We start from the raw sequence: 15327 nt of genomic DNA, 5'->3' as shown, positions 1-15327 counted from the left end.
GTCGTTGTTCGAAAGTGAAGGCGGCTTCGCGTCTGGCGCGGGATCAGTCGCGACCGGCCAGCAGCCGCGTGGCGGTGTAGGTCATCACCATCGCGCCCTGCTGGTTGTGCACGTCGATGCGGGAGGTGACCACTGCGCGGCCATGGCGGGAGGTGGGGCGGATGGCCGTGACCTCGATCACGGCCTCGATGGTGTCGCCCACCCGCACGGGCGCCAGGATCTTCTGGTGCAGCTCCAGCATGGCCAGGCCCGTGCCCTGGATCATGGTCTGCAGGATGAAGCCCTCGATCAGGGTGTAGGTGAGCGCGCCCGGCACCGGCCGACCGGGCATGGCGCCGCCCTCGTAGCCGTCCTCGATGAAGATCGCTTCCAGCATGCCGGTGACACCGATGAACTGCACGAGGTCGGTTTCGGTGATCGTGCGCCGGAAGGTGCGCATGCGCTGACCGACCTGCAGGTCCTGCCAGACGAAGCCCTGGCCGAGGCGGGGCAGGCTGCGGTCGATGCCGGTGACGGTTGGGGTGGCGGCGAGATCGGTCATGGCGTGGTGGAGGCGGGTCTGACGGAGGCTGGGCCAGAGGTCGGGGTGAGCGGCTCAGGGGTGCGCGGCATCAATGCCATGACTGCGTCGATCTGCGCAGGGCTGCATCCCGCCTCCGCCAGCAGCGCGCGGGTATGGGCGCCCAGGCGCGGCGGCATGGCAATGCCGGGCCTCTGGCCGTCGAAGCGCACCGGCACGCCGGGGAAGCGCACCGTGCCCATGGCCTCGTCCTCCAGCTGCTCGAAGAAGCCCGTCTGGGCCAGGTGCGGATCGTCCGGCAGCGTGTCGAGGCGTCCGATCGGCGCGGCGGGAATCTCCAGGCGCTCGCACACCTCGAGCCAGTGCGCGGTGTCGTGCCGCGGGGTGAACCCGCAGGCCAGCTCCAGCAGCTGGGCGATGTTCGCGGTGCGCGCCGCGATGTCGGCGAAGCGCGGGTCGCCGGCCAGTTGCGGCGCCCCCACCTCCGCGAAGAAGCGCTGCCAGTGCAGGTCGGTGTAGGGCATCATGGCCACGAAGCCGTCTGCCGTCGGGCAAGGCCGCCGCCAAGGCGCCAGCACCCGTGGGTAGCCGGCCGGTCCGCGCGGCGGCTCGAAGTGCTGACCGTACAGATGCTCCACCAGGTTGAAGCCCACCATGGACTCGAACATGGGGATCTCCACGAAGGCGCCTTGGCCCGTGCGCTCGCGCTGCATCAGCGCAGCCAGGATGGCATGAGCGGCGACGTGCGCGCAGGTCTTGTCGGCAGCGATGGTGGGCAGGTAACGCATTTCGCCGCCCTGCCGGGACATCAGGTCGGCCAGGCCCGACATGCCCTGGATCACATCGTCATAGGCCGGTCGGCCCGCATACGGGCCCGGCAGGAAGCCCAGCAGGCTCGCGTAGACCAGGCGTGGATGGCGGGCGCGCAGTTCATCCGGTGCGATGCCCAGGGCGGCGAGCTTCTGCGGCCGCATGCTGTGCATGAACACGTCGGCCGTGGCCACCAGCGCCTGCAGCGCATCGCGGGCCTCGGGCCGCTTCAGATCGAGCACCACGCTCTTCTTGCTGCGGTTGGCACCCAGGAACATGGCGGCCATGCCGGGCTCCACACCGGGTCCGGTGTGTCGGGTCGAGTCGCCCTCGGGGCCTTCCACCTTGATCACCTCGGCGCCATAGTCGGCCAGCACCTGGCTGGCCAACGGTCCGAAGATCACGGTGGACAGGTCCAGCACGCGCAGGCCCTGCAAAGGCGTCATCGCCATGTCTCCGTCGTTGTCGTGAGGCGGATTCTTCGGCTCAGGGCTGGCGCTGTCTAATATCTGATTCCAGCCCTGTGATAGCAGTGAGGTATCAATGGACCCCCGACAGCTGCGCCAGTTCGTGGCGCTGGCCAGCACCCTCAACTACCGCCGCGCGGCCGAGCAGCTGCACATGTCGCAGCCGCCGCTGTCGGCGTCGATCCGGCGGCTGGAGGAGCAGCTGGGCGTGCAGCTGTTCGAGCGCACCCGACGGGGCACCTCGCTCACCGCCGCCGGTCAGGCGGCGCTGGAGGACGCGCAGCGCGCGCTCTTTCATGCCGAGCAGTTCGGACGTGTCGCTGCGGCCGCCGCGCGCGGTGAGGCCGGCGATCTGCGCATCGGCTTCGTCGGCTCGGCCACCTATGCGCTCATGCCGCAACTGATGCCGGTGTTCCGCAGCCGCTATCCGGACGTGCACCTGGTGTTGGCCGAATCCACCACGCGGCAGTTGCTCGACGACGTGGAGCAGGGCCATGTGGATGCAGGCCTGCTGCGCTTTCCGGTGGCACGGGCGACGAAGGCGCGCATCCAGCCGGTGGAGCGTGACCGCTTCGTGGCCGCGCTGCCCGTGCAGCATCCGCTGGCCCGACGCACGCGGCTCACGCTTTCGGCGCTGCAGGACGAGGCCTTCGTCCTGTATTCGGCCAGCGCGGTGCCGGGGCTGCATGCCATGGCATTGCAGGCCTGCCAGCGGGCCGGCTTCATGCCGCGGGTCCAGCAGGAGGCTGTGCAGGTGCAGACGGTGGTGAGCCTGGTCGAAAGCGGCCTCGGCGTCGCGCTGGTGCCTTCGGTGGCCACGCGTCATGCCAATCGCGCCGTGGCGTTCCGGCGCTTGCATGGGCCAGGGGCGGACGTGGAGATCGGCATCGCGCTCGCCTGGCGCGCAGAGAAGGAGACATCCGCCGCAAGACGATTTCGGGAGTGCGTCGTCTCACTGGCGTTGGCGCATGGCTAGGCGCCATGTCTTCCTCACGCATTTCGTTTCACTGCTCTGGACGGGGCGGATGTCGGGTGCCTGCGGCCACACGAGGTCAGCGTGCGCTGGCGGCGCATCCGTCGACGCAGTTCGAGACCCAACGAGACTTTCAGCGCGCGTGACTTTCCGGAGGCTCCCGCCTCGGCCGCGCATTGCGGTCGCGGGCTACGGCGCAGCCTGGTAGCCCGTTCGCAACTTGGGGGTCAGCGCGCCGAAGCGCGGCCAGGCCAGCATCACGCCCTGGCCCTGCAACAGACGCTGGAAGTCCGCCAGCAGTGCCGGCGTGCGGCGAACGGCGCGCGGCGAGGTTCGGCGCAACAGCGCGAAGGCCGCCAGCGATCCTGCCGCTTCGCCGATGCTCCATTCGGTCTGATGTTCCCGGTAGGCGCCGTTGGTCACGCGGGTCGTGCCGATGTTCTTGCAGGCCGGCAGCAGGTTGCCCACCCGCACCGGCAGCAGCGCGCCCAAGGGAATCTGGAAGGGATAGGCGTCGATGTCCACCGTGTTGCGCCCACGCGTGCTGGGGTGCAGGTCGATGCGGTAGCCGCCCAGACCCACGCTGTCCTCGAAATGCTCGGCGCTGTCACGCCCGGGCCGGGCCTGGACGCCGATGTGCTGCTCCAGAACGGTTAACTCGGCCACGATGCGGCGGCCTTCCCGGTAGTAGGCCTGCTTCGCCAGGCCGTCGCTCGTGCCGAGCACGTCACCGCGCAGGCGCAGCTCCGGATAGCCTTCTCCGCCATCGTGGCGGGGTGCCTCGGTCTGCATCCAGTAGAAGAAGGCCAGGCTGAGCTCGCGCGCGCCGTGCAGGGCTCGCTGCTGCGCCGCGGCATCCACGCCGACCACGGGCTGCTCCCAGTAATCCATCTGTGGCCAGTTGGCCAGCGTGATGTCGCTGGCGTAGGCGCCCGGCTCGAAATGCCCGCGCCAGGCGATGCGCCGCGCATGCCACAGGTCGTAGAGCCCTTCCTCATCCGTCGGGCCCACGAACAGCGGCCGGACGCGCGGTTGGTGCGTCACGAAGTCGCTCAATGTCCAGCTCAGCTGCGGGCCGGGCCAGCAGGGCAACTGCAGCGTGCGCAGCCGGTCGTAGTCCTGCGGACGCTCGATCGTGTGGTCCTCGCCCGGCCGCAGGTCGGCCGCCAGGCACCAGGTGATGGCCTGCTGGTCGAGGGGATCGGCCTCGTCCAGCGCATGGAGCTCGCCGGTCTGCGCACGGGCCTCGGCGCCGAACACATGCTCGACGCCGGCCAGGGGCAGCACGTCGCCGATTTCCGTGGCGTCGATGAACAGCGCACCCTGCAGCATGCGAGGGCGTCCTTCGCGCAGGTCGAAGGCGTGCAGTGCCCGAACGGTGTCGCCGTCCACCTCGGCGGCGTCGATGCGGTGTTCGCGCAGCACGACAAGGCGGCCCGCCGCCTCGTGGGGGGCCAACAGCGCATCGATCACCTTCACCGCCACCCAGGGCTCATGGCACAGCGTGCTGACGTTACCCTGCCCGGGGTTGAGGCGCAACTGCAGCCGCGCCTCGGGTGTGAGCGGCAGGTGATCGCGGTAGTAATTCCGGATGCCCTGGCGCAGCTGGGCATAGCTGAGCGAGGCGCTGACATGCTCGATCCACGGATGTTCGTCGAAGGGCACACCCTGTGCGGTCAGCTGGCCGCCGAGCCAGTCGAGCTCCTCGACCAGCACCACGCGCAAGCCCTGGCTCAGCGCAGCCAGCGTGGCGGCGATGCCGCCCAGCCCGCCGCCCACGACCACCAGGTCGGCCTGCAGTTCGTGGCCGAGGCCGCTCCCGCTGTGCGCAGTGCCCGTCATTCGGCCTTCAGTCCCAGGCGTCGGATGGCCTCGCCGTAGCGCGTGGTCTCGGCAGCGATCAGTTGGCCGAAAGCGGCGCTGGTGCCGCCGCCAGGCTCGACGCCCAGCGCCTGCAGGCGCTGCTGTACCGCAGGCTGGGCCAGCGCGGCATTCACCTCGCGGGTCAGGCGCTCCACGATGGCGGGTGGCGTCGCGGCGGGGGCCAGGATGCCGAACCACCCCGCCACCTCGAAGCCGGGCACCGCCAGCTCTGCCACCGTGGGCACCTCGGGCAGCACGGCCGAGCGCTTCGCGGTGGTCACGGCCAAGGCCCGCAGCTTGCCGGACTGGATGTGGGGCAGGGCGCTGGACGGGATGTCGAAGCCCAGGTCCACCTCGCCCGAGAGCAGGGCCGTCAAGGCCGGGCCGGAGCCCTTGTACGGAATCATCTGCATGTCGACCTTGGCCTCGCTCTTGAGGAACTCGGCCGCCAGGCTGGTGGTGGTGGCACCGCCGCCGCCCGCGGCGTAGTTGAGCTTGCCAGGCGACTTGCGGGCCGCATCGAGTACGGCGCGGAAGTCCTTGAAGGGCGAGGCCGCCGGCACCACGACCACCACGGGCGAGGCGCCGACCTTCGCCACCGGCGCGAAGGTCTTGACGGTGTCGTAGTTCAGCTTGGGGTACAGGGTCGTGCTGCCCGGAAAGCCGCTGGTCACGAACAGCAGCGTGTAGCCGTCCGCCGGCGCGGTGGCCACATAGCTGGTGGCGATAGTGGCGCCTGCGCCGGGCCGGTTGTCGACGACCACGGTCTGTCCGAGCGCCTTGCCCAGTGCGTCGCCCATGAGGCGGGCCAGGATGTCGCCGGAACCACCTGGTGCGAAGCCAACCACCAGCGTGATTGGCTTGGCTGGATAGCTTTGTGCCCAGGCCAGGGGCATCAGTGCGGTGGTGCCGAACGCGGTGGCCGCAGCCACGGCCAGCCAGCGGCGGCGAAGCATGTGTTGCATGGATGTCTCCTTGGAATACGTGGGAGCGATCGTAGGAATCGACGGCTGTGGCGACCAATACCAAGGTGTCGGCGGGGTATGTCTGGCTGTTATGGTCGGGCATGCCTGCGAATCCCTCTGGTTCTGGCCTGCGCGGTCGGTGCTCGTCGCCATGAACCTGCGACAGATCGAAATCTTCCGTGCCGTGATGAGTGCGGGCTCCATCACCGGCGCCGCGCGCCTGCTGCACGTGTCGCAGCCCGGCGTCAGCCGCATGGTCAGGCACCTGGAACTGCAGCTGGGCGTCGCGCTCTTCGAGCGGCGCAACGGACGGCTCTTTGCGACACCGGAGGCGCGCGCCCTGCAGGCCGAGGTGGACAAGGTCTATCGCGGCGTGCGCCATGTGCAGGACGTGGCGCAGCACCTGCGCTTCGGCACCCATGCCACGTTGAGGGTGCTCTCCAGCGCCAACACGGCACTGGAGCTCGTGCCGAGGGCCACGGCGCGGCTGCTCGCGCGCTTTCCGGATGCCCAGGTCAGTTTCGAGGCGCTGCCCACGCGGGAGATCGTCAAGCTGTTGGTCGCAGAGGATGCCGATCTCGCTGTTTCGTCAGCGCCGCTCGAGCATCCCGTGCTCGACCTGCGTGAGATCGGGCAGTGGCGCCTGCTGTGTGCCCTCGCGCCTGGTCATCCCCTGCTGGCAGCGCCGGTGTTCGATTTCGACGCGGCCCTGCGCGAGCGGCTGGTTCTGTACAGCCCCGAGGCGCCGCAGAGCCAGGTCATCGAGCGCTGGCTGGCCGAGCGCGACATCGTGCCGCGGCGCGCGGTCGAGGTGCGCTCGGGCCATGCCGCCTGCGCCATGGCTGCCAGTGGCGCCGGCGTCGCCTTTGTCGACGACCTGTCGGCCCGCACCTTTGCACCCGGCCGGCTCGTGCTGGTGCCCGTGCCGCATGCGCCGGCCTTCCCCCTCCTGGCCGCGAGCAACACGCATCGGCCGCTTTCCACGCTGGGGCAGGCGTTTCTGCAGTTCCTGGGTGATGAGTACGCCGCTCTTACGGTGCTCCCTTAGAAGTCATCGATGAAGGCGAGCCACCCGGACGCCGTAGGAGGCGGCGCGCATCGAGATCTGCCTGCCGCAGTGGCGGCTTGGCGGGACGCGTGGTCTTCTTCAGATCGAAGGGTGCAACTCAGGCGCCGCGTGCGTAGGCGGCCAGCAGGGCCAGCACCTTCTCTTCGCCGCGGGGCGTGGCCGCCATCTGGGCCGGCGTCATGCCGCCCAGCAGCGGATGGGCGCGCTTGAGCCAGTCGATGGCGTCGCTGCCCAGCACGCTCTGCGCCCGCAGGTGCACGGCGTCCATCGGCGGCCGGGGTTCCGACCGGGGGGCGGTCACGAAGGGGGCGGGCTTGATGACCGAATGCCGCACGGGCTGTTCGACGGGCGGCGGCGCCGGCCGGGCGCGGGCCTGGAGGGCGTCGATGCCCTCCTGCAGGCTGAACCCGGCGGTGCCCAGCTTCTGGGCAAAGTCGTCGACCAGGGCCTTGAGTTCGTCGACCCGCAACTGCCGCTGCTGGCGTTCGAGGTCACGACGTTCCTGGGTCAGGCGCGCGATTTCGGCTTCCAGTGCTTCGACGCTCGAGGCACGTGCTGTCATGGAGAGGTGTGGACGCCCCGGGGCGCCTTGTTGTGGGTGAAATCTTGCGAGTCTAAATGCCTGGCGGCCGACGCCGGCCCCGCGATTGGCGACATGAGCTGTCCCACCACGGCCTACAGCGCGCCGATGGTGCTACCGACACAGGCTTGTGCGGACGCGCTCGACAGTGCATGCATGGTTGCGGAACAGGCCGTACTGCCGTAAGCAGCCCCGAACCAGGAGGTCGCCATGCATTTGGGCAAGCTCATCGGATCTGCTTCACCACTGCGCGTGTCCAGCGCGCTGGCGAGAGGGCGCACAGCAGGGCTGGCGACGCTGGTACTGGCCTTTAGCACGGCCGCGTTTGCACAGGGTCAGGCGGGAGACCCGCCCCAGGTTCCCGCTGCCGAACTGACGGGCATCCCCTTGTTCACGGCCGACCCACGTCCGTCCCCGATGGGGCCGGCCAAGGTCGCGCGGTCCACGCGCACCTCGCCGACCGCGTCGGAAGCCCGCAGCGCCCTGGCGGAAGGCGGCCACAGCGAATCGATGCGCTCGCCGCCCACGCCCGGTGCGGGCATGGACATGGCCGCGGCGCGCTGAGGCGGCGCGCTGCGCCTCACTCCCAGCCGCCGCCCAGTGCCATGAAGACCGCGACCTGCTCCTGTGCCACGCGCGTCTGCGCCGCGGCCAGGCTGGATTCGGCGCTGGCCAGCGAACGTTGAGCGTCGAGCGTATCGAGGTAGGCGCTGCGCCCGCCCACATACAGGCGCTGGGCCTGGCTGGCGACCTGGGCACTGTCGTCGCGTGCGTGTTTGAGCGCTTCCACGCTAATCAGCTCCTGCCGGTAGGCCGACAGGGCGGTCTCGGTTTCCCGCAACGCCTGAAGCACCGTGCCGTCGAAGCTCGCCAGCGCCATGCGGGCGGAGGCTTGCGCGCTGGCGATGCGCGCCCGCGCGGCGCCGGTGTTGGGCAGGCTCCAGCGGATCAGCGGTCCAAAGTTCCACGCGAAGGTGTCGCGGCCCAGGAAGTCGTTGGCCGGCCCGGTCGAGGTCGCCGACAGGCCGAGCGACACCTTGGGATAGAGCTGGGCCGTGGCCACGCCGATGCGGGCCGTCGCTGCGGCCAGTTGCCGCTCGCTGCGGCGGATGTCGGGTCGGCGACGCAGCAAGGCCGCGCCGTCGCCCACCGGCAGGGCACCGGCCACCTGCGGCACGGTAGCGCATTGCTGCACGTCGGCGGGCAGCGCGCCGGGCGTGCGGCCGAGCCAGGCCGCCAGTTGGTACAGCGCAGCCTGGCGTTGTGCACGCAGCGCCGGCGGCGCGGCCTGCAGCTGTGCCAGCAGCGAGCGCGAGCGGGCCAGGTCGGTGGCGCCGGCCCGGCCGGCATCGTGCAGCCGCTGCACCACGGCCAGCTGTTCCTGCTGCAAGGCCACCGAGCGCTCGGCCACCGCGATCTGCTGGCCGGTGGCGCACGCGGTGGCATAGGCCCGCGCGGTGCCGGCGGCCACGTTCACGCGGGCGAGGTCCACCGCGGCAGCAGCGGCGGCGGTATCGGCCCGCGCGGCCTCTGCGGCGCGTCGCAGTTCGCCGACCACGTCGACCTGGTACGACAGGCCGGCGCCAAGGCTGTAGGCGAACTGGTCGGGCGGGCTGACCTCGGGCGCCAGTTCCGACAGACCCGACACATGGCCGAAGGCGGGCCCGCCGGACAGCGACAGCTGCGGCTCTTCCTCGGCGCGCACCTGGGCCAGGGCGGCCTGCTGGCGCTCCAGGTTGGCGGCCGCCACGCGCAGGTCGGTGTTGTGGTCCAGGGCTTCCTGTACCAGCGTGTCGAGCGTCGGGTCGTGGAACAGGTGCCACCAGCGGGGTGGCAGCGGCTCGGCGGCGATGGCGACGCTGGCGTCGGGTGCCTGCGCTTCCTGAAAGGGCCGGGCGGCGGCCGGGTTCTGCACCGCGGACTCGGGCGGCACCTGGTAGTCGGGGCCGACGGCCAGGCTGCCGCAGCCGGCCAGCAGCAGCGCGGCCAACAGGGCGGGGGTGCGCCGCGCGAAGGTGGCAGCGCGGCGGCGATGGGGTCGCGTCATGCCCGGCCTCCTTGCATGGAGCCGGCGCCGCCCTTGGCGCTCGCCGGCCCGGCATGGCCGCCTGCCAGCGGTTCGGCCGCCGTAGCGCTCGCACCTTTGGCCGCGGGAGGCGCCTCGGAAGGCTTCGGGTTGCCTGCGCCGGTACCTTGGGCGGCGGGCGCATCGCGTTGCGCAACCACCTCCACCAGCACCGTCTGCCCCGCCACCAGGCCCTGGGCTGACGGCGGCGTATCGAGCTGCACGCGCACCGGCACCCGCTGCGCCAGCCGCACCCAGTTGAAGGTCGGATTGACACTGGGCAGCAGGTTGGCGCCCGTCGAGCGGTCGCGGTCGGCGATGCCGGCGGCGATGCTCTGCACCGTGCCCGACAGGGCCTGCCGGCTGCCCATGGGCGTCACGCGCACGGCGTCGCCGGGGTGGATGCGGGCCAGCTTGGTCTCTTCGAAATAGCCTTCGACGTAGAAGGAGCCGCGGTCGACGATGGCCATGGCGCCGCGGCCTGCCGCGGCATAGGCACCGGTGCGCAGGTCCAGGTTGGTGACCCAGCCGTCCACCGGCGCGCGCACCGTCGCGCGCGCCAGGTTGAGTTCGGCCGTGTGCAGATCGACTTCCGCGCGGGCCATGGCGGCGGCGGCGGCTTCCATCCGCGCGCGCGTCTGCTCGCGGGCCTCGCGCGGCACCAGGTCCGACAGGCTGGCATTGCGGGCGTCCTCGCGCCGGGCCTGGGCCAGGCCGACCTGGACCGACTGCTCGCCCGCACGGGCCTGCTGCACCGCGAGCGCGAAGCGGGCCGGGTCGATCTCGAACAGCACGTCGCCCGCGTGCACGGGCTGGTTGTCCTGCACGCGCACCGTACTCACCAGCCCGCTGACATCGGGTGCCACCTGCACGACGTTGGCCCGCACGCGGCCGTCGCGCGTCCAGGGCGCGAGTTCGTAGTGGTCCCACAGCCGCAGGGCGGCCCAGATCGCCAAGGCCACAACGGCCAGGGTCAGCAGCACCCGCAGCAGTTGCGCCCCGAAGGCGCGGGCGCGGGTCGTCGTCATCGTTGTTGTCGAAGTCATGAGAAGAATCCTCCCGAAGCGGTGAGCCGGGTGAGCGAGAACAGGATCAGCACGTAGAGCGCCGTGTCGAACAGGGCGGCATGCCACACCCAGCGGTAGAAGCCCAGCCCGCCCAGCAGCCGGCGCGCCGCCCAGCACAGGCCCCAGGCCAGCACGGCCAGCACCAGCAGCCAGGGCACGTAAACGCCATAGAACGTCGCTTCGCCGGTCATGCCAGGGCCTCCTGCGTGGCAATGGGGGTCAGCCGCCAGGGCCGCGAGGGAAAGAGGTTGCGCCGCAGCCCGACCAGGGCGGCGAGCACGCGGCGGCGGTCATCGGCGGCATCGGCAGGGTCTGTCGACGTGGCCGGTGCCGCCGGCAGAAGCGCCCGCAGTGCCTCGTCGATGCGCTCTGCCAGCTGGGGCTGGGCCTGCGCGGCCTGCTGGGTGGTGGATTGCGCAGGATGCTCGCGGAACAGCCGCGCCACCTGCGCCAGGATCTCCGGCCCCAGCCGGCCCGGCAGCAGTGCGGCATGGCGCTGCAGCGCATGCAGGTCGGTGCCGATGCGCAGGTCCACCAGCGCGTCGTCTGCATTCACGCCGGCCACGGTGCCGCCGGCCTGGGCGATGCGCGGGGCCAGCAGGCCGATGCGGTCGAGCACCCGCGCGGCATGCAGCCGGGCCTGGGCGTCGTCGGCGCTGCGCGGCAGGCGGCCCAGCTCGCGCCAGGTGCGGCGCTGGATGCGACGGGCGCTCCATTCGGCGCTCACCGAGCGCATCAGCGCCGTGACCACCCCGGCCGCCGCGCCGCCCAGCACCTGGGCGATGTTGCTGTTGATGAAGCTGGCGAAATCCGCCTGTCCGGTGTCGTGCAGCGAGAGCGTGCCCATCACACCCGACAGCAGCAGCCCCATGGCCCGCAGCATGGTCGCGGGCCGTGCCAGATAGGCGCCCAGCACCAGGAAGACCGGTGCGCACACCAGGGCCAGCGTGGGCAGGTCCACCACCAGCGGCATCAGCACCAGCACATAGAGCGCGCCCAGCGGAAGCGACATCAGCAGCGCCTTCAGGAAGGCGTAGATGCCCGGCACCGGATCGTCCATGCTCGCGAAGAAGGAGCAGAAGATCGCCGCCATCATGGGCATGGCCGCGCCGCCCGACCAGCCGGTGAGGATCCAGAAGGCCGAGCACAGGCAGATGGCCACCATGGCCGCCAGCGCCGACCAGGCGGCCATGCCCACGTCGCGGTGCAGCACGTCGCGCGCTGCAGGCGCGGCCGTCCGGGCGCTGCGCGCGGCCAGCGGCTGCGGACGGCCGGCCAGGCCGGCGTCGATGCGCTCGCGCAGCTGCACGCAGGCGGCCCAGGCGTCGATCAGCTCTTCCAGTCGCACGGCCAGGCCGGTGCGCAGCGCGCGGGTCCAGTCGTCGGTGGTCGATGTCGCGTCGCCCAGCGAGCGGGCGGCGGCGCGCAGGCGGGCCGCGTCCGCCTCCGGCAGCGGGCGGCCCGCCAGGTCCGGCCCCGCGCGGCCGCTTTCGGTCAGCCGGGCCAGCACGGTGCCGACGGTGCGCTCGACGTCGGCGGGCAGCCGACCGTCGGCATCGCGCAGGGCACGCAGCCGGTCGTCCACGGCCGAGGCGAAGGGCGTGAGCGCGGCCACCTCGTGCTGCAGCGCGCGAATGGCTTCGGCCGTCCACTGGAGGTGGCTGGTGTCGAAGGGCACATGCGTGGCCATCACCCGCAACTGGGAGACGTCGGCGGCCAGTTTGCGGCGGGCGGCCTGCTGCCCCGGCGCGGCAGGGCGCCCGGCGTCTGCGGCCGGCGCCTGCATCATGGCGCGCAGCCAGGCACCGGCGTCGGCCAGGGTGCGGTCCATCATGCCGACCAGGGTGGGGGCCAGACTCACCGGCCACACCAGGCTGTGCACCAGCCCTGCGCAGACGATGCCCAGGCCGATCTCCTGCACGCGCGCCGTGGCCGTGTCGAAGAGGCCGGTGGGCGCGCCCACGGCCGGAAAGCCGATCACCGCCGCCGAATAGCCGGCCAGCATGAAGAGGTAGGCGCGCGGCGTGCGGTCGAGCAGCGAGACGAACAGGCACAGGGCCACCCACAGGGCCAGGGCCAGCGTGAGCAGTTCGGGCGCGTCGACCAGGGCCGGCACCATGAGCAGCGTGGCGGCGCAGCCCAGCAGCGTGCCGAGCAGCCGGAACACGGCCTTGGACCGCACCGCGCCCGCCATGGGATTGGCCACGATGTAGGTGGTCATCAGCGCCCAGAAGGGCCGCGGCATGCCGGCCCAACTCGCCACGCCCATGGCCAGCATCGCGGCCGCGAAGCATTTCGCGGAAAAGATCATCTCGGCCGCGCTGAAGCGCGGCAGCAGGCGGGACAGTTGCATCTCAGGCTTCCGTGGCGGCGCCGCCGCGGTCGGCCTTGCCCAGGCGGGTCCAGAGCGTGCCGAACACGCGCAGGCAGGCGCGCACATCCTCGGCCGGGATGTCCTGGAACAGCTCGGTGCGCAGAGCGGTCAGGGCTTCCTCGATGCGGGCGAGGATGGCGCTGCCGGCCTCGGTCAGGTGCAGGGTGCGCGCGCGGCGGTCTGCCGGGTCCTCACGCCGCTCGACCAGGCCGGCACTGGTCAGCTGGTCCAGCGTGCGGATCAGCGTGGGGCCCTCGATGCCCAGCAGGTCGGCGATCACGCCCTGCCGGGTGCCGTCGCCCTGACGACCGATGGTCAGCAGCGCCCAGCCGGCCGCCTGCGAGATGCCCAGGTGCGCCACCGCCCGGTCGGCCGCGGCGCGATAGGCGCGCTGCAAAAGGTTGAGCGAGAAGGTGAGGGTGCGCAACTCCGCGGGATCGGCCGCGGAAGGGGAGAGGACGTCATCGGACATGCTCTCCAATATAGTTAGCTAGCTATCTATTTGCCGACAAGCAAGGGTTAACCCTTGTCGATGAGGCGGTCTTCACCGCGGGCTGGGCTCGCTTCGCGCAGGTCCATGCGCCGTCCACGGCGCAACGCCAATGATCGAATGGCCGCGGAGCAGGCCACGCCAGGGCACCCGAGGAACTGGCTTTGCCAGGCCTCCGGGTGCCCCCTCTCCAAGCCGAAGGCGCAAGGGAGGGGGAGCCGCGAAGCGGCATGGGGGTGCCTTTCATGTCACCGCTGCTGGCCCCACTTGCGCACCGTCAGCCGCTCCAGCGTGGCGAAGCCCAGCCCTTCCACCAGCAGGCCGATGATGACCACCAGCGCCAGACCGGCGAACACGCGGTCGGTGTAGAGCTCGTTGCGGTTCTGGAAGATGAACCAGCCCAGGCCGCCCTTGCCCGAGCTGGCGCCGAACACCAGCTCGGCCGCGATCAGCGTGCGCCAGGCGAAGGCCCAGCCGATCTTCAGGCCGGAGAGGATCGCCGGCAGCGCCGCCGGCACCAGGATCTGCAGCACATAGCGCAGGCCCCGCAGGCCGTAGTTGCGGCCCGCCATGCGCAGCGTCTCGGGCACGGCCTGGAAGCCCGCATAGGTGTTGAGTGCCAGCGGCCACAGCACCGAATGCACCAGCACGAAGATCAGGCTGCCCTGCCCCAGGCCGAACCACAGCAGCGCCAGCGGCAGCAGGGCGATGGCCGGCAGCGGGTTGAACATCGAGGTCAGCGTGCTCAGCAGGTCGCGGCCCAGCTGGGTGGACACGGCCAGCGAGGTCAGCAGGAAGGCCAGGCCCACGCCCAGTGCGTAGCCCTGCACCAGCACGCCCAGCGAGATGGCGGTCTTGGCCACCAGCTCGCCGCTGGCGAGGCCCTGGATGAGCGCGCGCGCCGTGGCGCTGGCCGTGGGCAGCAGCAGGTCGTTGTCCTGCCAGCGGGCGACCAGCTCCCAGATCAGGGCAAGCGCCAGCAGGATCAGGCCCTTGCGCAGCCAGGCCTGGCGCCACAGCCGCGTGGTCCACGGCAGGGGCCGCTCGACGGCGCTGGCGGTGAAGGGTTCGAGCGCGTGTTCGTACTCGGGCCGCACGGGCGGCAGCGGGGGGAGGAGGGCGCTCATTGCGGATGGTCTCCGTGGACGCCGTGCGGCGGCGCGTCGAACAGCAGGTGGTGGATGCGCTGGGCCGTGGCCTGGAACGCGGGGCTGCCCTGGCTGGCCAGGTCGAAGCCGTGGCTGTTGATCTCGGCCCGCATGCGGCCCGGGTGCGGCGACAGCAGCGCGATGCGGCTGCCCACCACCAGCGCCTCCTCGATGGAATGGGTGACGAAGAGCAGGGTGAAGCGCAGCTCTTCCCACAGGGCCAGCAGCTCTTCCTGCATGCGGCGGCGCGTGAGCGCATCCAGCGCGGCGAAGGGCTCGTCCATCAGCAGGACGCGCGGCTGCATGGCCAGGGCACGGGCGATGGCCACGCGCTGCTTCATGCCGCCCGACAGCTGATGCGGATGCACGTCGGCAAAGCGGGACAGGCCCACGCGGTCCAGCCAGTGCAGGGCGCGCTCCTCGGCTTCGCGCCGGCCCAGCGTGCGCGAGGCCAGCAGCGGGAACATCACGTTCTGTTTGACCGTCTTCCAGGGCGGCAGCTGGTCGAACTCCTGGAACACGACGATGCGGTCCGGGCCGGGGCCCTGGACGCGTCGGCCGTCCAGGTGGATCTCGCCCTCGGCGGGCGGGATGAAGCCGGCGATGGCCTTGAGCAGCGTGCTCTTGCCGCAGCCCGAAGGGCCCAGCAGCACGAAGCGCTCGGCCTGGTGTACATCGAAGCTGACCTGGTGGGTGGCGCGAACCACGTGCTCGGGCGTGCGGTACTCCAGGCTCACGCCCTGCACCTGCAGCAGGGCGGCGGCGCTGGCGGTGTCGGCCGCGGGCCGGCCGGGCTGGCTTCGGGGAAGGGGGGCGGCGGCGCGGGCCGGCGCAGGCGCGGCACGCAGGGTGGCTGTGGCAGCGGCGGTCATGGCAGAGGCGAAGAGGAAAAGGGGGAGCGGGGCGGTCGGACAGGGGCGAGCGGCAGGGCGAGCA

General features: G+C 71.3%; 15 protein-coding genes. 3 read left to right on the top strand and 12 right to left on the bottom strand.

Annotated features, from left to right (window positions below):
• Nucleotides 1–43: 43 nt before the first annotated feature.
• Entirely contained in the window at nt 44–541 is a 498-nt protein-coding gene (locus tag QZ772_RS01905) for a MaoC family dehydratase (protein WP_295522505.1), read from the bottom strand.
• A complete protein-coding gene (locus tag QZ772_RS01900; RefSeq protein WP_295522503.1) occupies nt 538–1776 on the bottom strand; it encodes a CoA transferase in 1239 nt (412 codons plus the stop codon). Before QZ772_RS01900 ends, QZ772_RS01905 begins: the two co-directional genes overlap by 4 nt.
• A 97-nt stretch (nt 1777–1873) precedes the next feature.
• On the opposite strand from QZ772_RS01900, the gene QZ772_RS01895 reads away from it, so the two are divergent.
• Nucleotides 1874–2773, top strand: a complete 900-nt coding sequence (locus QZ772_RS01895; protein WP_295522500.1) for a LysR family transcriptional regulator — start codon at nt 1874–1876, stop codon at nt 2771–2773.
• Nucleotides 2774–2959: 186 nt separating this feature from the next.
• Here QZ772_RS01895 and QZ772_RS01890 read toward each other — a convergent pair whose 3' ends face one another.
• Both QZ772_RS01890 and QZ772_RS01885 read right to left on the bottom strand, forming a co-directional pair.
• Entirely contained in the window at nt 2960–4612 is a 1653-nt protein-coding gene (locus QZ772_RS01890) for an FAD-dependent oxidoreductase (protein ID WP_295522498.1), read from the bottom strand.
• Nucleotides 4609–5598, bottom strand: coding sequence for a tripartite tricarboxylate transporter substrate binding protein (locus tag QZ772_RS01885; protein ID WP_295522495.1), 990 nt, complete (start codon nt 5596–5598; stop codon nt 4609–4611). The genes QZ772_RS01890 and QZ772_RS01885 overlap by 4 nt, the downstream gene beginning before the upstream one ends.
• Nucleotides 5599–5749: 151 nt before the next feature.
• Between QZ772_RS01885 and QZ772_RS01880 the strand changes: the two genes are divergently transcribed.
• A complete protein-coding gene (locus QZ772_RS01880; protein WP_295522493.1) occupies nt 5750–6646 on the top strand; it encodes a LysR substrate-binding domain-containing protein in 897 nt (298 codons plus the stop codon).
• A gap of 118 nt (nt 6647–6764) precedes the next feature.
• On the opposite strand, the gene QZ772_RS01875 is transcribed toward QZ772_RS01880, so the two are convergent.
• Entirely contained in the window at nt 6765–7229 is a 465-nt protein-coding gene (locus QZ772_RS01875; protein WP_295522492.1) for an antitoxin Xre/MbcA/ParS toxin-binding domain-containing protein, read from the bottom strand.
• 228 nt (nt 7230–7457) lie between these two features.
• Between QZ772_RS01875 and QZ772_RS01870 the strand changes: the two genes are divergently transcribed.
• Nucleotides 7458–7811 carry a hypothetical protein gene (locus QZ772_RS01870; RefSeq protein WP_295522490.1) on the top strand — a complete coding sequence of 118 codons (354 nt, stop codon included), beginning with the start codon at nt 7458–7460 and terminating at the stop codon, nt 7809–7811.
• Nucleotides 7812–7827: 16 nt separating this feature from the next.
• Here the strand turns inward: QZ772_RS01870 and QZ772_RS01865 are convergent, their stop codons facing one another.
• From QZ772_RS01865 to QZ772_RS01835, 7 genes are all read right to left on the bottom strand, one after another.
• Nucleotides 7828–9294, bottom strand: a complete 1467-nt coding sequence (locus QZ772_RS01865) for an efflux transporter outer membrane subunit (RefSeq protein ID WP_295522488.1) — start codon at nt 9292–9294, stop codon at nt 7828–7830.
• Nucleotides 9291–10340, bottom strand: coding sequence for an efflux RND transporter periplasmic adaptor subunit (locus QZ772_RS01860; RefSeq protein ID WP_295522531.1), 1050 nt, complete (start codon nt 10338–10340; stop codon nt 9291–9293). The genes QZ772_RS01865 and QZ772_RS01860 overlap by 4 nt, the downstream gene beginning before the upstream one ends.
• Nucleotides 10341–10354: 14 nt before the next feature.
• The gene (locus QZ772_RS01855; RefSeq protein ID WP_295522486.1) at nt 10355–10570 is read right to left on the bottom strand and encodes a DUF1656 domain-containing protein; all 216 of its coding nucleotides are present in this window, start codon (nt 10568–10570) and stop codon (nt 10355–10357) included.
• Nucleotides 10567–12732 (bottom strand): FUSC family protein, encoded by a 2166-nt coding sequence (locus QZ772_RS01850; RefSeq protein ID WP_295522484.1) that lies wholly within the window; start codon nt 12730–12732, stop codon nt 10567–10569. The genes QZ772_RS01855 and QZ772_RS01850 overlap by 4 nt, the downstream gene beginning before the upstream one ends.
• Nucleotide 12733: 1 nt before the next feature.
• On the bottom strand, nt 12734–13225 hold the full coding sequence (locus QZ772_RS01845) for a MarR family transcriptional regulator (protein WP_295522482.1): 492 nt from the start codon (nt 13223–13225) through the stop codon (nt 12734–12736).
• Between the two features lie 266 nt (nt 13226–13491).
• Nucleotides 13492–14370, bottom strand: coding sequence for an ABC transporter permease (locus QZ772_RS01840; RefSeq protein ID WP_295522480.1), 879 nt, complete (start codon nt 14368–14370; stop codon nt 13492–13494).
• The gene (locus QZ772_RS01835; protein ID WP_295522478.1) at nt 14367–15263 is read right to left on the bottom strand and encodes an ABC transporter ATP-binding protein; all 897 of its coding nucleotides are present in this window, start codon (nt 15261–15263) and stop codon (nt 14367–14369) included. The genes QZ772_RS01840 and QZ772_RS01835 overlap by 4 nt, the downstream gene beginning before the upstream one ends.
• Nucleotides 15264–15327 lie beyond the last annotated feature (64 nt).

It is taken from the genome of uncultured Pseudacidovorax sp. (genome assembly GCF_913773995.1).
Classification (GTDB): Bacteria; Pseudomonadota; Gammaproteobacteria; order Burkholderiales; family Burkholderiaceae_C; genus Xenophilus.
This window is presented reverse-complemented; position numbering and strand designations above follow the sequence as displayed.

Bases quoted from the DNA above. Each gene is read 5' to 3' on its own strand.
- QZ772_RS01905 (WP_295522505.1), bottom strand. From the start codon at position 541: ATGACCGATCTCGCCGCCACCCCAACCGTCACCGGCATCGACCGCAGC.
- QZ772_RS01900 (WP_295522503.1), bottom strand. From the start codon at position 1,776: ATGACGCCTTTGCAGGGCCTGCGCGTGCTGGACCTGTCCACCGTGATC.
- QZ772_RS01895 (WP_295522500.1), top strand. From the start codon at position 1,874: ATGGACCCCCGACAGCTGCGCCAGTTCGTGGCGCTGGCCAGCACCCTC.
- QZ772_RS01890 (WP_295522498.1), bottom strand. From the start codon at position 4,612: ATGACGGGCACTGCGCACAGCGGGAGCGGCCTCGGCCACGAACTGCAG.
- QZ772_RS01885 (WP_295522495.1), bottom strand. From the start codon at position 5,598: ATGCAACACATGCTTCGCCGCCGCTGGCTGGCCGTGGCTGCGGCCACC.
- QZ772_RS01880 (WP_295522493.1), top strand. From the start codon at position 5,750: ATGAACCTGCGACAGATCGAAATCTTCCGTGCCGTGATGAGTGCGGGC.
- QZ772_RS01875 (WP_295522492.1), bottom strand. From the start codon at position 7,229: ATGACAGCACGTGCCTCGAGCGTCGAAGCACTGGAAGCCGAAATCGCG.
- QZ772_RS01870 (WP_295522490.1), top strand. From the start codon at position 7,458: ATGCATTTGGGCAAGCTCATCGGATCTGCTTCACCACTGCGCGTGTCC.
- QZ772_RS01865 (WP_295522488.1), bottom strand. From the start codon at position 9,294: ATGACGCGACCCCATCGCCGCCGCGCTGCCACCTTCGCGCGGCGCACC.
- QZ772_RS01860 (WP_295522531.1), bottom strand. From the start codon at position 10,340: ATGACGACGACCCGCGCCCGCGCCTTCGGGGCGCAACTGCTGCGGGTG.
- QZ772_RS01855 (WP_295522486.1), bottom strand. From the start codon at position 10,570: ATGACCGGCGAAGCGACGTTCTATGGCGTTTACGTGCCCTGGCTGCTG.
- QZ772_RS01850 (WP_295522484.1), bottom strand. From the start codon at position 12,732: ATGCAACTGTCCCGCCTGCTGCCGCGCTTCAGCGCGGCCGAGATGATC.
- QZ772_RS01845 (WP_295522482.1), bottom strand. From the start codon at position 13,225: ATGTCCGATGACGTCCTCTCCCCTTCCGCGGCCGATCCCGCGGAGTTG.
- QZ772_RS01840 (WP_295522480.1), bottom strand. From the start codon at position 14,370: ATGAGCGCCCTCCTCCCCCCGCTGCCGCCCGTGCGGCCCGAGTACGAA.
- QZ772_RS01835 (WP_295522478.1), bottom strand. From the start codon at position 15,263: ATGACCGCCGCTGCCACAGCCACCCTGCGTGCCGCGCCTGCGCCGGCC.